Below are 15251 nucleotides of genomic sequence, written 5' to 3'. Positions count from 1 at the left end.
GCCGTTCGTGGCATTACGACAATTAATCCTTATTTCGGCTGAGGCTTGGAAAAACTAATGGCTAAGAATAAGACCGGATTACCGCCGCTGGATTGGTTGCGCGTGTTCGAAGCCGCTGGGCGGCTTGGCGGGTTCTCGGCGGCTGCGAAAGAGTTCGGGTTGACGCAGGCCGCCGTCAGCCAAAGGATCGGCAATCTTGAGGCGTGGCTGGGCCGGTCCCTGTTTGTGCGCGAGGCGCGCGGCGTGTCGCTGACGGTCGAAGGTGAAAGCTATCTGCCGTTGGTGCAGGACAGCCTGCTGGCGTTGGAACGCAACACTGAGGATCTGTTTGGAAAATCGCCACGCGAACTCAGGGTCGCCGGGTTGTCATCAAACATCCACGCCCTTGTTGTACCAGCCCTGCCTGTGTTCCGAAATCTGCGCCCCGAGGTGCGGGTGATGACCGACTCGGTTGCGCGCCGGTCGTCGCTGGATGAGGAACGCACCTGGCTGCAAATCCGCTATGGTCGCGGCGTGTGGGCCGGGCGCGACGCGGCATTGATCGCGCATGAGGTGCTGGTGCCGATGGCCGCGCCGGGCGTTGAATGGGGTGCCCCCCTGATCGATCTGCGCGGCGAGCGTCCGGGCTGGCGCGAGTGGAACCGGAAATACGGGCACGGGGACGTCGCGCCATCACATGTCAGTTTCGATTCGATGGAACACGCCGTTTCGGCGGCAAGGCGCGGAATGGGGATTGTGCTGGGCTCGGTTCCGCTGGCGTCCGGTGATCTAAAGGATGGCCGGTTGCGCAGGTTAGAGCTGCCAGAGCTGCAGACCAAGGACGGATATTGGCTGACATGGCCCGAAGATCGGGCGCAGTCCAGAAAACAGCGCGCCCTGATCGATGATTTTCTGAAGGCGCTGCGCGGCTGAGGGCCTAGAAATCGATGGCGATGCCTTTCTTTTCCCAATCACCGTAACGGGCGGGGTCCAGCCCATCGCGCCCGCCCAGTTCCTTGGGCATTTCCCTGGCTTCGGCCTGGGCTTTTTGGCGGCGTTCTTCCGCTTCGGCCAGCGCGCGTTGGGCGGCGGGGGGCAGGTCTTTGCGGTCGTCACTCATGACATCGGGTTCCTTTCCGTGCATAGCCTTGATATACGCCCGCGTCCGCCAATGGCAATGCGGGCACAGGTCACATGAAGGCGGTACTATGACAAACAGCGCGACAGCAGCACGGCGCAGCGCAATCTATCTGTTGGATCAGGTTCTGGGCGAAGGCCGCCTGTTGTCTGAATGCCTCGCTGCGGGCGCTTTGGATCGGTTGGGGCCAGAGGATCGCGCGCGTGCCCAGCGGCTGGCGTCGGAAACCCTGCGCGGGCTGGAGCGCGCCGACCGTCTGCTGGACAATCACCTGAACCGAACACCCGCCCTGACCGTACACAACGCGCTGCGGCTGGGCGCGGTCGAGCTGTGCAACGGGGAAGCTGCGCATGGGGTGGTGAACTCCATGGTTGAAATCATCAGCCGCTCGCGCAAGCACGGGCGTCTGAAAGGGCTGGTGAATGCCGTTTTGCGCAAGGTCGCGTCCGAGGGTCCCGAAGCATGGCCGAAAATGCGTGTCCCGCGCCTGCCGGAGTGGTTGCGAGACCCGCTGCTCGCGGCGTGGGGTGCCGAAGCGGTGGCCGGAATGGAACAGGCGCATTTCGCGGGCGCACCACTGGACCTTACACTGAAGCCGGGGGCGGAAAGCCCTTCGGGCGAAAAACTTCCCACCGGGTCTGTGCGTATTCTGGAAGCGGGTCAGGTCTCGGCCTTGCCGGGATACAAGGCTGGGGAGTGGTGGGTGCAGGACGCGGCAGCCGCGCTGCCGGTGCGTGTTCTGGCACCGAAGGCGGGCGAAAAGGTGTTGGACCTTTGCGCGGCACCGGGCGGTAAAACCATGCAACTGGCTGCGGCGGGCGCGGATGTGACGGCGCTGGATGTATCCGCGGCGCGCACAGAACGCGTGCGCGAAAACCTAGCGCGAACCGGATTGACGGCAGAAGTCATCGTGGGTGACGCGCTGGACCATCAGGGTCAGTACGACGCGATTTTGCTGGACGCGCCCTGCTCGGCCACGGGTACGATCCGCAGGCATCCTGACTTGCCCTTTGCCAAGGATGGCTCGGAATTTGGCGGATTGATCGAATTGCAGGCGCAGATGCTGGCCCACGCATGGACGCTGCTGAAACCTGGCGGGCGGCTGGTCTATTGCACCTGTTCGCTTTTGCCGGATGAGGGCGAGGTTCAGATCGAAGACGCGCTGGGCATGTATCCGGACATGCGTGTTGATCGCGAGGCACTGAAGCTCTCCGGCATCGAAGACAATTGGATCACCGAGGAAGGCGGCCTGCGTCTGCGGCCCGACTACTGGCCCGATCGAGGGGGTATGGACGGGTTCTATATCGCCTGCCTGAACAAATCCGCCTGAGTGCACGCTTTTCGATGACTTGACGATCGGCGCGGTCTATCGTTGGGTCTCAAGCGCCAGCAGAGCGCAAGGGGCAGAGTAACACGCGCATGTCAAATTCGGACACCATGGCCAGTCGGTGGATGCGGTTTCAAAACCGTTTCTACGCGCGTCTCAGCCAACGGCAAAAGGCAGCTACGGGGTTTGTTGCGCAGCCCCAGCCGCGCACCGTTGGTTCGTTTGCGCGCGGGCGGCAGCTGGTTGCGGGGAATCTCTTGTTCGCCGGCTATTTGGTCGAGGCAGACGATACAGCGTTGTGGGATGTCATTGCCCCCAGCGCCGGCTTTGACGAGGAACGCCATGGTTTTGCATGGCTGGATGATCTGGCCGCCGTCGGTGATATGCGTGCACGGGAAAAAGCGCAGCGCTGGGTCTGGGGCTGGATCGAGGCGCATGGCCGCGGGCAGGGCCCCGGCTGGGTGCCTGACCTGACCGGGCGGCGAGTGATGCGCTGGATCAACCATGCACTCTTTCTGCTGCGCGGGGCAGATGAAAAGCAAAGCAAGCTGTTCTTTCGGTCTTTGGCGCAGCAAACATGGTTCCTGTCCAAACGCTGGCAGGCCGCGACACCCGGGTTGCCGCGTTTCGAGGCGCTGGCCGGTCTTGTGCAAGCCGGATTGGCGCTGGAGGGGTTGGAGCAGATGGCCGATCCGGCCCTGCGGGCTTTGGCTGGCGAGTGTGACCGGCAGGTGGACGCACAGGGCGGTATTCCAACACGCAACCCGGAAGAGCTGCTTGAAGTGTTCATGCTGCTCAGCTGGACGTCGGCGGCGCTCAGCGACCTTGGACGCGGCACACCCGTTGCGCAGGCCAAGGCGATCAAGCGGATCGCACCGACCTTGCGCAGTCTGCGCCATGCGGATGGCGCGCTGGCGCGGTTTCACGGTGGCGGGCGCGGGGTCGAAGGGCGGTTGGAACAGGCGCTTGCGCAAAGTGGCGTCAAGCACAAGGCGGCGACCGAACTGCCAATGGGCTATGCCCGTCTGTCCGCAGCGCGCACCACGGTGATCGTGGATGCCAGCGCGCCGCCCTCCGGAGCGGCCTCATTCAACGCGCACGCATCCACGCTGGCGTTCGAGCTGACCTCGGGGCGGCGCCCTTTGATCGTGAATTGTGGATCGGGGGCCAGTTTTGGGCTGGATTGGCGCCGCGCCGGGCGTGCGACGCCTTCTCACTCAACCCTGTGTCTGGACGGGTTCTCGAGCGCGCGATTGGCCAACCCGTTGCCGGGCCGCGAAAGTCAGGCGCTGGTCGACGCGCCGCGGGACGTTCCGGTCGATTTTGAAGATGCGTTCGAAGGCATCCGTTTCATGGCCGGGCATGACGGATATGTAAAAGTCTTCGGGCTGACCCACGCGCGCACATTCGAATTGCGTTTTGACGGGCGTGAGCTGACGGTCGAGGATATTCTGCTGACCGCAACCGACAAGGCCAAGCGTCAGTTCGACAGGGCGATGGACGCCTCGGGCCTCAAAGGCATTGGCTATGACATCCGTTTTCATCTGCATCCTGACGTTGATGCCGCGCTGGATCTGGGCGGGGCGGCAGTGTCGATGGCGCTCAAAAGCGGCGAGATCTGGGTTTTCCGCCATGACGGCGTGGGAAAATTATCTGTCGAACCAAGTGTTTACCTTGAAAAAGGCCGTTTAAAGCCACGCGCGACAAAACAGATCGTTCTATCTGGCCGCGCAATGGAGTATGCGACGCGCATCCGGTGGACGCTGAGCAAGGCGCAGGATACAGCCTATGCCGTGCGCGATACGCACCGGGACGAGCCCAAGTTTGACTGACGCCAAAAGGACCTTTGGACCCATGACCGACCTTCACCCCGTGCGCCGCGCGTTGCTTTCCGTTTCCGACAAGACCGGGCTGATCGAGCTGGGCAAGGCGCTGTCCGAACGCGGGATCGAATTGCTGTCGACTGGCGGCACTGCCAAGGCGCTGCGCGATGCAGGGCTAGAGGTGCGCGATGTCAGCGAAATCACCGGGTTCCCCGAGATGATGGATGGCCGGGTCAAGACGCTGCACCCGATGGTGCATGGCGGGTTGCTGGCGCTGCGCGACAATGACACCCACGTCGCGGCGATGGAGGAACATGGCATCGGTGCCATCGACCTGCTGGTCGTGAACCTCTACCCGTTCGAGGCAACCGTCGCTAAGGGCGCGGGTTATGACGAATGTATCGAGAATATCGACATCGGCGGCCCGGCGATGATCCGCGCGGCCTCCAAAAACCATGCCTTCGTGAACGTGGTGGTGGATGTCGAGGATTATTCCTCCCTGCTGGATCAGCTGGAAGAAAACTACGGCAAGACATCCTATGGCTTCCGCCAGTGGCTGGCGCAAAAGGCCTATGCCCGAACAGCGGCCTATGACGCCGCCGTGTCGAACTGGATGGCCGATGCGCTGCAACTGGACGCCCCCAAGCGCCGCGCATTTGCCGGTGAGTTGAAGCAGACCCTGCGGTATGGCGAAAACAGCCACCAGCAGGCAGCGTTCTATACGGACGGCACCAACCGCCCCGGCGTCGCCACCGCCGTTCAACATCAGGGCAAGGAACTGAGCTATAACAACATCAACGACACGGACGCGGCCTTTGAGCTGGTGGCCGAGTTTGATCCGGCGAAAGGCGCGGCTTGCGCCATCATCAAACACGCCAATCCTTGCGGTGTAGCCACAGGTTCAACCCTTCTTGAGGCGTACAAGGCGGCATTTGACTGCGACCGCACCTCGGCTTTTGGTGGCATTGTTGCGCTGAACCAGCCGCTGGATGTAGAAACAGCGCAAGAGATTACGGGCATCTTCACCGAGGTTGTGATTGCCCCCGGTGCCTCGGACGAGGCCAAGGCGTTTTTTGCCGCCAAGAAAAACCTGCGCCTGCTGACAACCGAGGCGCTGCCGGATGTAACCGAAGGTGGCAAAACCGTCCGTCAGGTGGCTGGTGGGCTGTTGGTGCAGGACAAGGATAACGGGTTTATCGGCATGGACGACCTCAAGGTCGTGACCAAGAAAGCCCCGACCGACGCTCAGATGCGTGACCTGTTGTTCGCGTGGAAAGTGGCCAAACACGTCAAATCCAACGCCATCGTCTACGTCAAGGATGGCGCAACCGTGGGTGTTGGCGCGGGGCAGATGAGCCGAGTGGATTCGGCCCTGATCGCGGCCAAGAAAGCCGAACGTATGGCCGAAACGCTGGGCTTGCCGCAACCGCTGACCATCGGTTCCGCCGTGGCATCGGATGCGTTTTTCCCCTTCCCCGACGGGTTGATGGAAGCCGCCGAAGCGGGCGCGACCTGCGTCATTCAGCCGGGCGGGTCCATGCGCGACGATGAAGTGATCGCCGCAGCCGATGAGGCTGGTCTGGCGATGGTCTTCACCGGCATGCGTCATTTCCGTCACTGATGCGGTCACGCCTGCTTCTCTGGGCGGCCTTGGCCGCCTTCGCGATCGACCAGATCAGCAAATATCTGGTCGTTCACGTCCTGCGCGTGGCTGAACGGCCCGACGGTATCGATGTTCTGCCACCGCTGCTGGTGTTCAAATACGGCGAGAATCGGGGCATCAATTTCGGTCTGTTTCAGGGCGACTCTGAGGCTGCGCGCTGGTTTTTGATCGGTGTGTCCGTGGTGATCTGCATCGGTGTTCTTGTCTGGCTTGGTCGTTCGACGCGTTCGAAATTCATGTTGTTCTGTGGCGGCCTGCTGATCGGCGGAGCGCTTGGGAATGTGGTCGACCGGCTTCTTTATGGGTTTGTTCTGGATTTCCTGAACATGTCCTGCTGTGGCATCAACAACCCGTTTGTGTTCAACTTGGCGGATGTGTTCATATTCGCCGGAGCGCTGGGGCTGGTTTTGTTTGACGGCAAAAAGCCCTCGTGACGCGCGGAATGATATGCGATAAAAGCGCCTGAAACAGGCTGGAGACACCAATGCGGATGCCGCGCGCCATATTTGTTCTGACAGTTGCCGCTGCGGTTGCGGCATGTTCGAATCCCGGACTGCGGGATCTGGCGCCTCCGGGACAGGGTCCGGATGAGTTTTCGGTATTGCCGGTCAAGCCGCTGACCCAGCCTCAGGATTACGCGTTCCTGCCGGCACCGACGCCGGGTGGTGGAAATCTGACAGACCCGACCCCTCAGGCCGATGCGGTGATCGCGCTGGGCGGTAATGCCGCCGCCCTGAACCCCAATGCCGGTGTGCCGTCGTCGGATGCAGCGCTTGTGACGGCGTCCAGCCGTTATGGCGTGCCAGCCGATGCACGGCAAGTGGTCGAAGCCGAGGATGCCGCGTTCCGCAAACGCCGGGGCCGCTGGACCGGTCTGCGCCTGTTCCCCGTCGACCGCTATAATCAGGTCTACGAACGCCAGTCGATCGATCCGTATTCGGAAACCGATGCCGCCCGCCGGGCCGGGGTCGAAACCCCGACCTCGCCCCCGAATGAATAATTCTTAACTTTCCGTCATCGGGCTTGAACCCGGGCCGCACCACCGTAGTTTGAATACTATAAAACGAAACGGAGGATGCCCCATGGTTCGGGCCCTGGCCTTGTCGGCTGCCCTGATCGCCACCACCCCGGCTTTTGCCGGGGGCGGGAAAGAAGCGGTCACCACATTCACTTTGGACAACGGCATGAATGTCGTCGTGGTCGAAGACCATCGCGCGCCTGTCGTGCAGCACATGGTCTGGTACCGCGCCGGATCGGCGGATGAGCCGATCGGATCGTCGGGTGTCGCGCATTTTCTTGAACACCTGTTGTTCAAGGGCACAGATACTTTGGCGCCAGGTGAGTTCTCGGCTACCGTCGCGGCCAATGGCGGCAACGATAACGCGTTCACCTCGTATGATTACACTGCCTATTTCCAGCGCGTCGCCGCCGACCGGCTTGAGTTGATGATGCGCATGGAATCGGACCGTATGCGGAACATACGCCTGAGCGATGAGGATATCGTGACCGAGCGCGATGTGATCCTTGAGGAACGCAACCAGCGCACCGAAAACAACCCGCGCGCTCTGTTCGGCGAACAGATGAGCGCGGCACAATACCTCAATCACCGTTATGGCGTGCCGATCATCGGCTGGAAGCACGAGATGGAAGAACTGGAACTGGAAGACGCGTTGTCTTTCTACCAGACCCACTATGCGCCCAATAACGCTATTCTGGTTGTCACCGGAGACGTTGATCCCGCCAAGGTCCGCACTCTGGCCGATCAGTATTACGGTGTGATCCCGGCCAATGCGGATTTGCCGGAACGGGTCCGGTCGCAGGAGCCCCCGCAAACCGCCGAACGCCGTCTGACTTTCAAGGACCCTCGCGTGGCGCAGCCCTATGTCCAGCGCAGTTACCTGGCGCCAGAACGCGATCCGGGCGATCAGGAAAAGGCGGCAGCCCTGTTTCTGTTGGCGGAACTGCTGGGGGGCAGCACGACCTCTTACCTGAACGAAAAGCTGCAATTCGATCAGAAAATGGCTGTTTATACCGGGGCGTTCTATCGTGACGTCTCGCTGGATGACACAACATTCGATCTGCTGGTGGTTCCCGCCGAAGGGGTTTCCCTGCAAGAGGCCGAAGATGCCATGGACCAGGCCGTGGCCGATTTCATTGCCGAAGGTGTCGACGAGGACGATCTGAACCGCATCAAGATGCAGTTGCGGGCCGCGCAGACCTATGCGCGCGACAATGTGGACGGGATCGGCAACCGCTATGGGCGCGCGCTGACCAGCGGCCTGACAATACAGGACGTGCAGGCATGGCCTGATATTCTTCAGGCTGTGACCGGCGACGAAATCATCGCCGCCGCCCGCGATGTTCTGCAACCCGAGGCGTCGGTCACCGGCTGGCTGATGCGCGATGATGAGGTAACGCAATGAAACGGTTTCTCGCAACGCTGATTGCCTGTCTGGTTGCTCTGCCTGCCTTGGCCGAGATCGAGATTGAAGAAGTGACCTCACCCGGCGGGATCACCGCATGGCTGGTCGAGGATCACTCGATCCCTTTCACCGCGCTCGAGCTGCGCTTTCGTGGCGGTACGTCGCTGGACGACCCGGACAAGCGCGGCGCCGTCTATCTGATGAGCGGGCTGATCGAGGAAGGGTCCGGTGAAATGGACGCGCGGACCTATGCGCGCGAGCTTGAGGCGCTGGCCGCATCGTTCCGCTATAACGCCGGTGACGACACGGTTTCGATTTCCGCACGTTTTCTGACCGAAAACCGGGATGAGGTTGCCGACCTGCTGCGTGAGACGATTCACGAACCACGCTTTGATCAGGACGCGGTTGACCGTGTGCGCGCACAAATCCTGTCCGGGCTGCGATCAGATCAAACCGACCCGAACGAGATTGCAGGCCACAGCTTTGCCCAGATGGCCTATGGCGATCACCCTTATGGTTCCGAAGGCAAGGGCACGATCGAAAGCGTCTCGGCGCTGACACGGGATGATGTGGTAGCGGCGTATGAACGCGTTTTTGCCAAGGATCGACTTTATGTGGGGGCCGTCGGCGATATCACGGCCGAAGAACTGGGCGCATTGCTTGACACATTGCTCGCCGACCTGCCGGAAACGGGCAAGCCCATCCCGGGCAAGGCCAACGTGACCATCTCCGGCGGGATCAGTGTTGTCGAGTTTGACACCCCGCAATCCGTGGCGCTGTTTGGCCATGCCGGAATAGATCGGGACGATCCTGATTTCTTTGCCGCCTATATCCTGAACCACATCCTTGGCGGTGGCGGGTTCGAAAGCCGTCTGATGCAAGAGGTGCGTGAAAAGCGTGGCCTGACCTATGGGGTTGGAACCTATCTTGTGCCCAAGGATCTGGCCTCGGTTTACCTGGGGTCGGTGTCATCGGCCAATGACCGCATTGCCGAGGCGATAGAAGTAATTCGCAACGAATGGGCGCGCGCCGCCGCCGAAGGGGTGACCCAGAAGGAACTGGACGATGCCAAGACCTACCTGACCGGCGCTTATCCGTTGCGCTTTGACGGCAACGGGCAGATTGCCGGGATCATGGTGGGGATGCAGATGGAAGGATTGCCCATCGATTATATCGCCACCCGCAATGACAAGGTAAACGCGGTCACACTGGAAGACGTGAACCGCATTGCATCCGAACTGTTGGATCCGGACGGCCTGCATTTCACTGTTGTTGGAAAGCCGGTTGGGCTGGAAACTACCAACTGAACTGCAAGGGGTGAGTTGCGGCTCACCCCTTTTTCATACTCCGTAGCATATCGCCCATCATCTGCCCGAACTTGCCCGATCCGCGCTGATAAAGTGCCCCATCCACGGCCAGAACCGTGCCGCTGATATAACTGGCCAGATCCGAGCTGAGGAACAGGCAGGCATTGGCCACGTCCTGCGGCTGGCCCCAGCGGCCCAACGGCACGTCGCGGCGCAGTTCTTCGTGGGCGTTTTTGGTGGGCGCAAGGCGTTTCGCACCTTCAGTGCCTTCGATGAACCCCGGCACAACCGAATTCACCCTGATCCCTTCGACACCCCATTCCATCGACAGCGTGCGGGTGATCTGATCCACCCCCGCCTTGGCGGCGCAGACATGGGCTTGACCCTCATAAGGCAGGTAGGACTGCGGGGCCGAGATATTAATGATGCTGGCACCGGGGCGTTTGAGGAACGGATACGCCCCCTTCATCACGTGGATCGTGCCCATCAGGTCGATATCGATCACGGTCTTGAACGCGTTGACTGACATTTCGGACGCCAGCGCCGGGAAGTTGCCCGCCGCGCCCGAGATCAGCACATCGAAATCCCCAAAGGCGTCATGGAATTGCTTCAGTCCCGCCGCCACAGCGTCGGCATCACGCACATCAAACGCAGCCCCAATCGCATCCTGTGCGCCTGCGGCTTTCAGCGCGGCGATAGTGTCACCGACCTTTTCCCGCGACCGGCTGGCCACGGCCAGTTTGGCACCCGAGGCCGCAAAAGCCTCGGCAATGCCGCGATTGATACCGCTGGTTCCGCCAATCACGATGACGGTTTGTCCTGAAAAATCCATGTAACGCCCTTTATCTTTGATCTACTGGGTGAGCGCCATTCTCTTGACTGAGTTCGTTGCGCATCTCCTCAATCATCGGAAGCACAAGAGTTTCGCGATTTGCGAGTAAGAATACCAAGCACGCAAATGCGCCGACCAAAGAAAAAATCACCAAACGAGCGATAGAAGTCCGATTGGTTTTCTCAGTCGGTAGTACCAAAGTAAACGCTCCCTTGGCGGGAGCCCTACTCGCCGTAGGGCACCCAGATGTTTTTCACTTCTGTTGCAGCCTGAAGGAAGCGGCGGGAATGGTCCATGCTCCAGTCAAATGCCGTCGCGTTATTGACCCAGGTCCGCTTCAGGTTCCCGGCTGAAACGACCTCGATCTCTTTCGACAGGTCGGTGGACGAAAACGACCAGACCGCGTCGACATTCAGATGCGAGGCCAGCGGTTTCGCCAGTTCCGCATGGCTGCCCGTCAGGATGTTGACCACACCGGCAGGGACGTCCGAAGTCTCAAGGATCTGGTAGAAATCCGTCGCCGCCAGCGGGTAGGGCTCAGAAGCCACCAGAACCGTCCGGTTGCCCATCGCAATCGCAGGCGCCATGGCCGAGACCAGACCCAGCAGCGGTGCCTCATCCGCGCAAAGCGCACCGATCACGCCAACGGGTTCCTTCATGGCGATGGCCACGCCCCGGATCGGAACACCATGGACCTGGCCGTCATACTTATCGGCCCAGGCGGCGGCAGTGAACAGGCGTTGGATCGAAGCCTCGACTTCTTTCGCGCCGTCTTTCCTGCCGGTCATGGCGTCGATCCGCGCCGCGAATTCACCGGCACGGGCCGAGAGGTTTTCGCCGATGTAATAGAGGATCTGGGCCCGCAGATGGCCGGTGGTTCTGGACCAGCTTTTGGCACCTGCCGCAGCCTCGACCGCGTTGCGCACGTCCTTGCGGTTGGCAAGACCCACATGGCCCAGCAGGCCGGACTTGCCCCAGACCGGTTTCGAATAACCACCATCGGGCCGCGCCTGCTTGCCGCCGACATACATCTTGGCGGTGCGGTCAATCGGGTCGACCGGAGCCCCTTCGCCCATGGCTGTCTCGACCCTTGCCAGCGGCTTGGCCTTGCCCTTGATTCTGGTATAGGCGGTCAGCCCTTCCCAACCGCCTTCGCGGCCAAAGCCGCTTTCGCGGACCCCACCGAACCCGGCAGCGGCGTCAAACAGATTGGTGGCATTCACCCAGACGACGCCCGCAACCAGCTTGGGCGCGATATCCAGCGCAAGGTTCACATTCTCGGTCCAGACAGTCGCCGCCAGACCGTACCGGGTGTTGTTGGCCAGCTCGACGGCCTCTTCTGGTGTGCGGAAAGTCGAAGACACCAGCACCGGGCCGAAGATTTCCTCCTGCATCAACGGGTCCGAGGTTTCGAGCCCCGAGATCAGTGTCGGCGGGTAGTAGCAGCCGTTTGCGGGAAGATCGCAGGCAGCTTGATACACATGGCCCGCTGTGTTGCTTTCGACCATTCCTTTGATGGTCTGCAACTGAACCGGGTCCACAACCGCGCCCACGTCGATACATTTGTCCAGCGGATTGCCCACGCGCAGCGTGTCCATCCGGGCGCGCAGCTTGTCGTAGAAACGGTCGGCGATACCTTCCTGCACCAGCAGGCGCGAGCCCGCACAACAGACCTGACCCTGATTAAACCAGATCGCATCCACCAGCCCTTCGATGGCCGAGTCGATATCGGCGTCATCAAAGACGATGTACGCGGATTTGCCGCCCAACTCCAATGTCAGTTCCTTACCAGATCCGGCAGTGGCCTCACGGATGCGGCGGCCCACAACAGTCGAGCCGGTAAAGGCAATCTTGTCCACGTCCGAGGCCACGATCATCTCGCCCACAGCACCGTCTCCGGTGACGATGTTGACGACACCTTTCGGCAGACCGGCCTGTGTGCAGATATCGGCAAATAACAGCGCCGTCAGCGAGGTATATTCAGCCGGTTTCAGAACCACCGTATTTCCCATTGCCAGCGCAGGCGCGATCTTCCACGCCAACATCAGCAGGGGGAAGTTCCACGGAATGATCTGACCGCACACACCCAACGCTTCAGCGTCGGGCAGCTCGCTTTCCATCAGCTGCGCCATACCGGCGTGGTAATAGAAATGCCGCTGCGCCAGCGGAATATCGATGTCACGCGATTCCCGGATCGGTTTGCCGTTGTCGAGGCTTTCCAGCACCGCAAACAGACGCGAATGCTTTTGCAGCAGTCGCGCAATTGCATAGAGATACCGCGCACGGCCCGCGCCGCCCAGTTTCTCCCATTTCGGCTGAGCCTTGCGCGCGGCGGCAACAGCGGCGTCCACGTCGGCCTGCTTGGCCTGCGTCAGCTTGGCCAGAACCTCCCCGGTCGCCGGGTTGCGGCTGTCAAACCCTTTGCCCGGCTTGGTGAAAGCACCATCGATATAGTGTCCGAACTTGTCGCCCTGATCGACCAGCCAGGCCAGTGCCTCGGCGGCGCTTTCGGGGGCGGGGCCGTATTCCATGGTCTCAAAAATCTCTTTGACTGTCATGACTTCATCTTTTCCCAAATACTCACTGTCCAGACATACCCACGGGCTCAGCCCATCGAGTGTCTGTAACCAGCCGAGTAAGCCCCGGTGACATAGTGTTCCAACTGCCGCTCGATATCGCCCAGCAACGATGAGGCGCCAAAGCGGAACAGATCCGGTTCCAGCCAGCGATCACCCAGCTCGTCCTTGATCAGCGACAGATAAACCAGCGCGTCCTTGGCTTTCGAAATACCTCCCGCAGGCTTGTAGCCGACCCGATATCCGGTGCGGTCATAATAGTCGCGGATCGCGCGGATCATCACCAACGACACGGGCAGGGTGGCGTTGACGCTTTCCTTGCCGGTCGAGGTCTTGATGAAATCCGCCCCGGCCATCATGCACACCAGCGAGGCGCGCGCGACATTGCGCAGGCTACCCAATTCTCCGGTCGCAAGAATGGCTTTGACATGGGCATCGCCACAAGCCACGCGGAACGCCTTCATCTCATCATACAGGGCCTGCCAGTCCCCCGACAGCACGTGACGGCGCGAGATTACGATGTCGATTTCCTCGGCCCCGGCCTTCACGCTTTCCTCGATCTCGGCCACGCGCAGATGGAACGGGGACAGGCCTGCGGGAAAGCCGGTGGACACGGCAGCGACCGGAATGCCAGTGCCTTTCAGAGCGTCTACGGCGGTTTCGATCATGTCGTGATAGACACAAACCGCCCCGGTTGTGATCGGCGGCATGTCCAGCGCCTGAAGAACCGAAGGCGCAACCGGCTGACGGGCCTTTGCACACAGGCGGCGCACACGGCCCACCGTATCATCGCCCGACAGCGTGGTTAGGTCGATCATCGTGATGGCTTTCAGCAGCCACGCAGCCTGATATTCCTTCTTGACCGAACGGCGGCCCGGCAATGTGGCCGCACGGCGTTCAATCGCGGAAGTATTGGCCTGAACGGCGCGCACCCAGTCCAGATCCAGTTCCATTCCGGGGTTCCGGGGTTCGGTCACTTGCGGCAGATGCGCGGTGCGCACGGGGCTTTCTGAGCTCTGCGTATCCATGGTTACGTCCTTTGGGAGGTTTGCGACAAAATCGCACGGGTGGCCCGGGAATGGAAGGTGTTCCGGCGCAATGATCGAATATTTTTGACCATTTGGACAAATAATTGAGGTTTTCTTGCGAATAATTCTCATTAGCGTTGACTTAGTTGCGAATGGTTCTCATATTTGATCCAACACGCATCCAAATCGAGGTTGGAAATGATTCGTCGGCATTGCCTTGCACTATTGGCTCTGGCCCTTTCGGTGCCAGCTATGGCTTTTGCCGGGGCACCGCTGAAAGTGGTGGCCACGACGGGCATGATTGCAGATGCGGCGCGTCAGGTCGGCGGTGATCTGGTTGAGGTCAGAGGGCTTATGGGCCCCGGCGTTGATCCCCATGCCTATCGCCAGACGCGCAGCGATATCGTGGCGATGACTCGGGCAGATCTGGTTCTGTGGCACGGCCTGTATCTCGAAGCGCAAATGGAAGACTTCTTTCATGATCTCGAGCGGAAACGGACCGTCATTGCGGTTGCAGAGGGCGTAGATAAGTCCATGCTGCGTGCGCATGATGATTATGCCGACAAGTATGATCCGCATGTCTGGATGACACCCGCGCTGTGGCGCGAAGTTGTTGTGGAAGTGCAGCGTGCGCTGACCGAAGCCCGCCCCGAAGCAGCCGAGGTTTTTGCGGCCAATGCACAAGCCCATCTGGCCGACATAGACCGTCTGACGGCCTATGCCGAGAAAACCCTGTCTTCGGTACCGGACCACAACAAGGTTCTGGTCACCGCCCACGACGCCTTTGGCTATTTCGGCGAAAGTTTCGGGTTCGAGGTACTGGGCATTCAGGGCATCTCGACCCAATCCGAGGCGGGCCTGAACCGGATCGGAGAGTTGGTTGACCTGTTGGTTGATCGCCGGATCACGGCGGTCTTCGTCGAAAGCTCGGTTTCTGACCGGTCGATCCGCGCGCTGATCGAAGGGGCCACAGCCAAAGGGCACGAGGTGAAGGTCGGGGGCGAGTTGTTCTCGGACGCCATGGGCGAGGATGGCACCTACGAAGGCACTTACATCGGGATGCTTGATCACAATGTCACCGTCATCGCAGGCGCATTGGGCGGGGATGTTCCCGATCGCGGCATGGACGGCAAACTGTCAGCGGGGTTCTGAAAG

The 15251-nt window shown here is 60.8% G+C and carries 13 protein-coding genes; 9 read left to right on the top strand and 4 right to left on the bottom strand.

Translation table 11 applies throughout. The annotated features are described in order from the left end of the window. Nucleotides 1–57 precede the first annotated feature (57 nt). Nucleotides 58–912 carry a LysR family transcriptional regulator gene (locus ACR0EK_RS17305; protein ID WP_480622587.1) on the top strand — a complete coding sequence of 285 codons (855 nt, stop codon included), beginning with the start codon at nt 58–60 and terminating at the stop codon, nt 910–912. Between the two features lie 4 nt (nt 913–916). Here ACR0EK_RS17305 and ACR0EK_RS17300 read toward each other — a convergent pair whose 3' ends face one another. Continuing rightward, a complete protein-coding gene (locus tag ACR0EK_RS17300) occupies nt 917–1099 on the bottom strand; it encodes a DUF1674 domain-containing protein (RefSeq protein ID WP_209505084.1) in 183 nt (60 codons plus the stop codon). 88 nt (nt 1100–1187) lie between these two features. On the opposite strand from ACR0EK_RS17300, the gene ACR0EK_RS17295 reads away from it, so the two are divergent. From ACR0EK_RS17295 to ACR0EK_RS17265, 7 genes are all read left to right on the top strand, one after another. Continuing rightward, on the top strand, nt 1188–2447 hold the full coding sequence (locus tag ACR0EK_RS17295) for an RsmB/NOP family class I SAM-dependent RNA methyltransferase (RefSeq protein WP_480900769.1): 1260 nt from the start codon (nt 1188–1190) through the stop codon (nt 2445–2447). 89 nt (nt 2448–2536) lie between these two features. Further along, nucleotides 2537–4276, top strand: coding sequence for a heparinase II/III family protein (locus ACR0EK_RS17290; protein WP_267363502.1), 1740 nt, complete (start codon nt 2537–2539; stop codon nt 4274–4276). A 22-nt stretch (nt 4277–4298) separates the two neighbouring features. Further along, nucleotides 4299–5888: a bifunctional phosphoribosylaminoimidazolecarboxamide formyltransferase/IMP cyclohydrolase gene (gene purH, locus ACR0EK_RS17285; protein WP_480900767.1), complete on the top strand. Its 1590-nt coding sequence runs from the start codon at nt 4299–4301 to the stop codon at nt 5886–5888. Next, the gene (gene lspA / locus ACR0EK_RS17280; RefSeq protein ID WP_267363500.1) at nt 5888–6364 is read left to right on the top strand and encodes a signal peptidase II; all 477 of its coding nucleotides are present in this window, start codon (nt 5888–5890) and stop codon (nt 6362–6364) included. The genes purH and lspA overlap by 1 nt, the downstream gene beginning before the upstream one ends. A gap of 50 nt (nt 6365–6414) precedes the next feature. Further along, nucleotides 6415–6930 (top strand): DUF3035 domain-containing protein, encoded by a 516-nt coding sequence (locus ACR0EK_RS17275; protein WP_480482853.1) that lies wholly within the window; start codon nt 6415–6417, stop codon nt 6928–6930. Between the two features lie 82 nt (nt 6931–7012). Next, nucleotides 7013–8353, top strand: coding sequence for a M16 family metallopeptidase (locus ACR0EK_RS17270; protein ID WP_480900765.1), 1341 nt, complete (start codon nt 7013–7015; stop codon nt 8351–8353). Then, complete coding sequence (locus tag ACR0EK_RS17265) at nt 8350–9660, top strand: M16 family metallopeptidase (protein ID WP_480900763.1); 1311 nt, start codon at nt 8350–8352, stop codon at nt 9658–9660. Before ACR0EK_RS17270 ends, ACR0EK_RS17265 begins: the two co-directional genes overlap by 4 nt. A gap of 22 nt (nt 9661–9682) precedes the next feature. Here the strand turns inward: ACR0EK_RS17265 and ACR0EK_RS17260 are convergent, their stop codons facing one another. The 3 genes from ACR0EK_RS17260 to deoC all read right to left on the bottom strand — a co-directional run bounded on the left by ACR0EK_RS17260 (nt 9683) and on the right by deoC (nt 14096). Continuing rightward, a complete protein-coding gene (locus tag ACR0EK_RS17260; protein ID WP_480900761.1) occupies nt 9683–10492 on the bottom strand; it encodes an SDR family oxidoreductase in 810 nt (269 codons plus the stop codon). A gap of 224 nt (nt 10493–10716) precedes the next feature. Beyond that, a complete protein-coding gene (locus ACR0EK_RS17255; protein ID WP_480900759.1) occupies nt 10717–13050 on the bottom strand; it encodes an aldehyde dehydrogenase family protein in 2334 nt (777 codons plus the stop codon). 47 nt (nt 13051–13097) lie between these two features. Continuing rightward, nucleotides 13098–14096, bottom strand: a complete 999-nt coding sequence (deoC, locus tag ACR0EK_RS17250; protein ID WP_480474226.1) for a deoxyribose-phosphate aldolase — start codon at nt 14094–14096, stop codon at nt 13098–13100. A gap of 198 nt (nt 14097–14294) precedes the next feature. On the opposite strand from deoC, the gene ACR0EK_RS17245 reads away from it, so the two are divergent. Next, a complete protein-coding gene (locus ACR0EK_RS17245) occupies nt 14295–15248 on the top strand; it encodes a metal ABC transporter solute-binding protein, Zn/Mn family (RefSeq protein ID WP_480911778.1) in 954 nt (317 codons plus the stop codon). The last annotated feature ends 3 nt before the right edge of the window (nt 15249–15251 follow it).

This window comes from Ruegeria sp. AE4 (genome assembly GCF_056542185.1).
Note: the sequence above shows the minus strand (reverse complement) of the source record. Positions and strands in the feature narration are given on the sequence as shown.

What these genes read in the sequence shown, in the direction of transcription:
- ACR0EK_RS17305 (WP_480622587.1), top strand. Translation starts at nt 58, where the DNA reads ATGGCTAAGAATAAGACCGGATTACCGCCGCTGGATTGGTTGCGCGTG.
- ACR0EK_RS17300 (WP_209505084.1), bottom strand. Translation starts at nt 1,099, where the DNA reads ATGAGTGACGACCGCAAAGACCTGCCCCCCGCCGCCCAACGCGCGCTG.
- ACR0EK_RS17295 (WP_480900769.1), top strand. Translation starts at nt 1,188, where the DNA reads ATGACAAACAGCGCGACAGCAGCACGGCGCAGCGCAATCTATCTGTTG.
- ACR0EK_RS17290 (WP_267363502.1), top strand. Translation starts at nt 2,537, where the DNA reads ATGTCAAATTCGGACACCATGGCCAGTCGGTGGATGCGGTTTCAAAAC.
- purH (WP_480900767.1), top strand. Translation starts at nt 4,299, where the DNA reads ATGACCGACCTTCACCCCGTGCGCCGCGCGTTGCTTTCCGTTTCCGAC.
- lspA (WP_267363500.1), top strand. Translation starts at nt 5,888, where the DNA reads ATGCGGTCACGCCTGCTTCTCTGGGCGGCCTTGGCCGCCTTCGCGATC.
- ACR0EK_RS17275 (WP_480482853.1), top strand. Translation starts at nt 6,415, where the DNA reads ATGCGGATGCCGCGCGCCATATTTGTTCTGACAGTTGCCGCTGCGGTT.
- ACR0EK_RS17270 (WP_480900765.1), top strand. Translation starts at nt 7,013, where the DNA reads ATGGTTCGGGCCCTGGCCTTGTCGGCTGCCCTGATCGCCACCACCCCG.
- ACR0EK_RS17265 (WP_480900763.1), top strand. Translation starts at nt 8,350, where the DNA reads ATGAAACGGTTTCTCGCAACGCTGATTGCCTGTCTGGTTGCTCTGCCT.
- ACR0EK_RS17260 (WP_480900761.1), bottom strand. Translation starts at nt 10,492, where the DNA reads ATGGATTTTTCAGGACAAACCGTCATCGTGATTGGCGGAACCAGCGGT.
- ACR0EK_RS17255 (WP_480900759.1), bottom strand. Translation starts at nt 13,050, where the DNA reads ATGACAGTCAAAGAGATTTTTGAGACCATGGAATACGGCCCCGCCCCC.
- deoC (WP_480474226.1), bottom strand. Translation starts at nt 14,096, where the DNA reads ATGGATACGCAGAGCTCAGAAAGCCCCGTGCGCACCGCGCATCTGCCG.
- ACR0EK_RS17245 (WP_480911778.1), top strand. Translation starts at nt 14,295, where the DNA reads ATGATTCGTCGGCATTGCCTTGCACTATTGGCTCTGGCCCTTTCGGTG.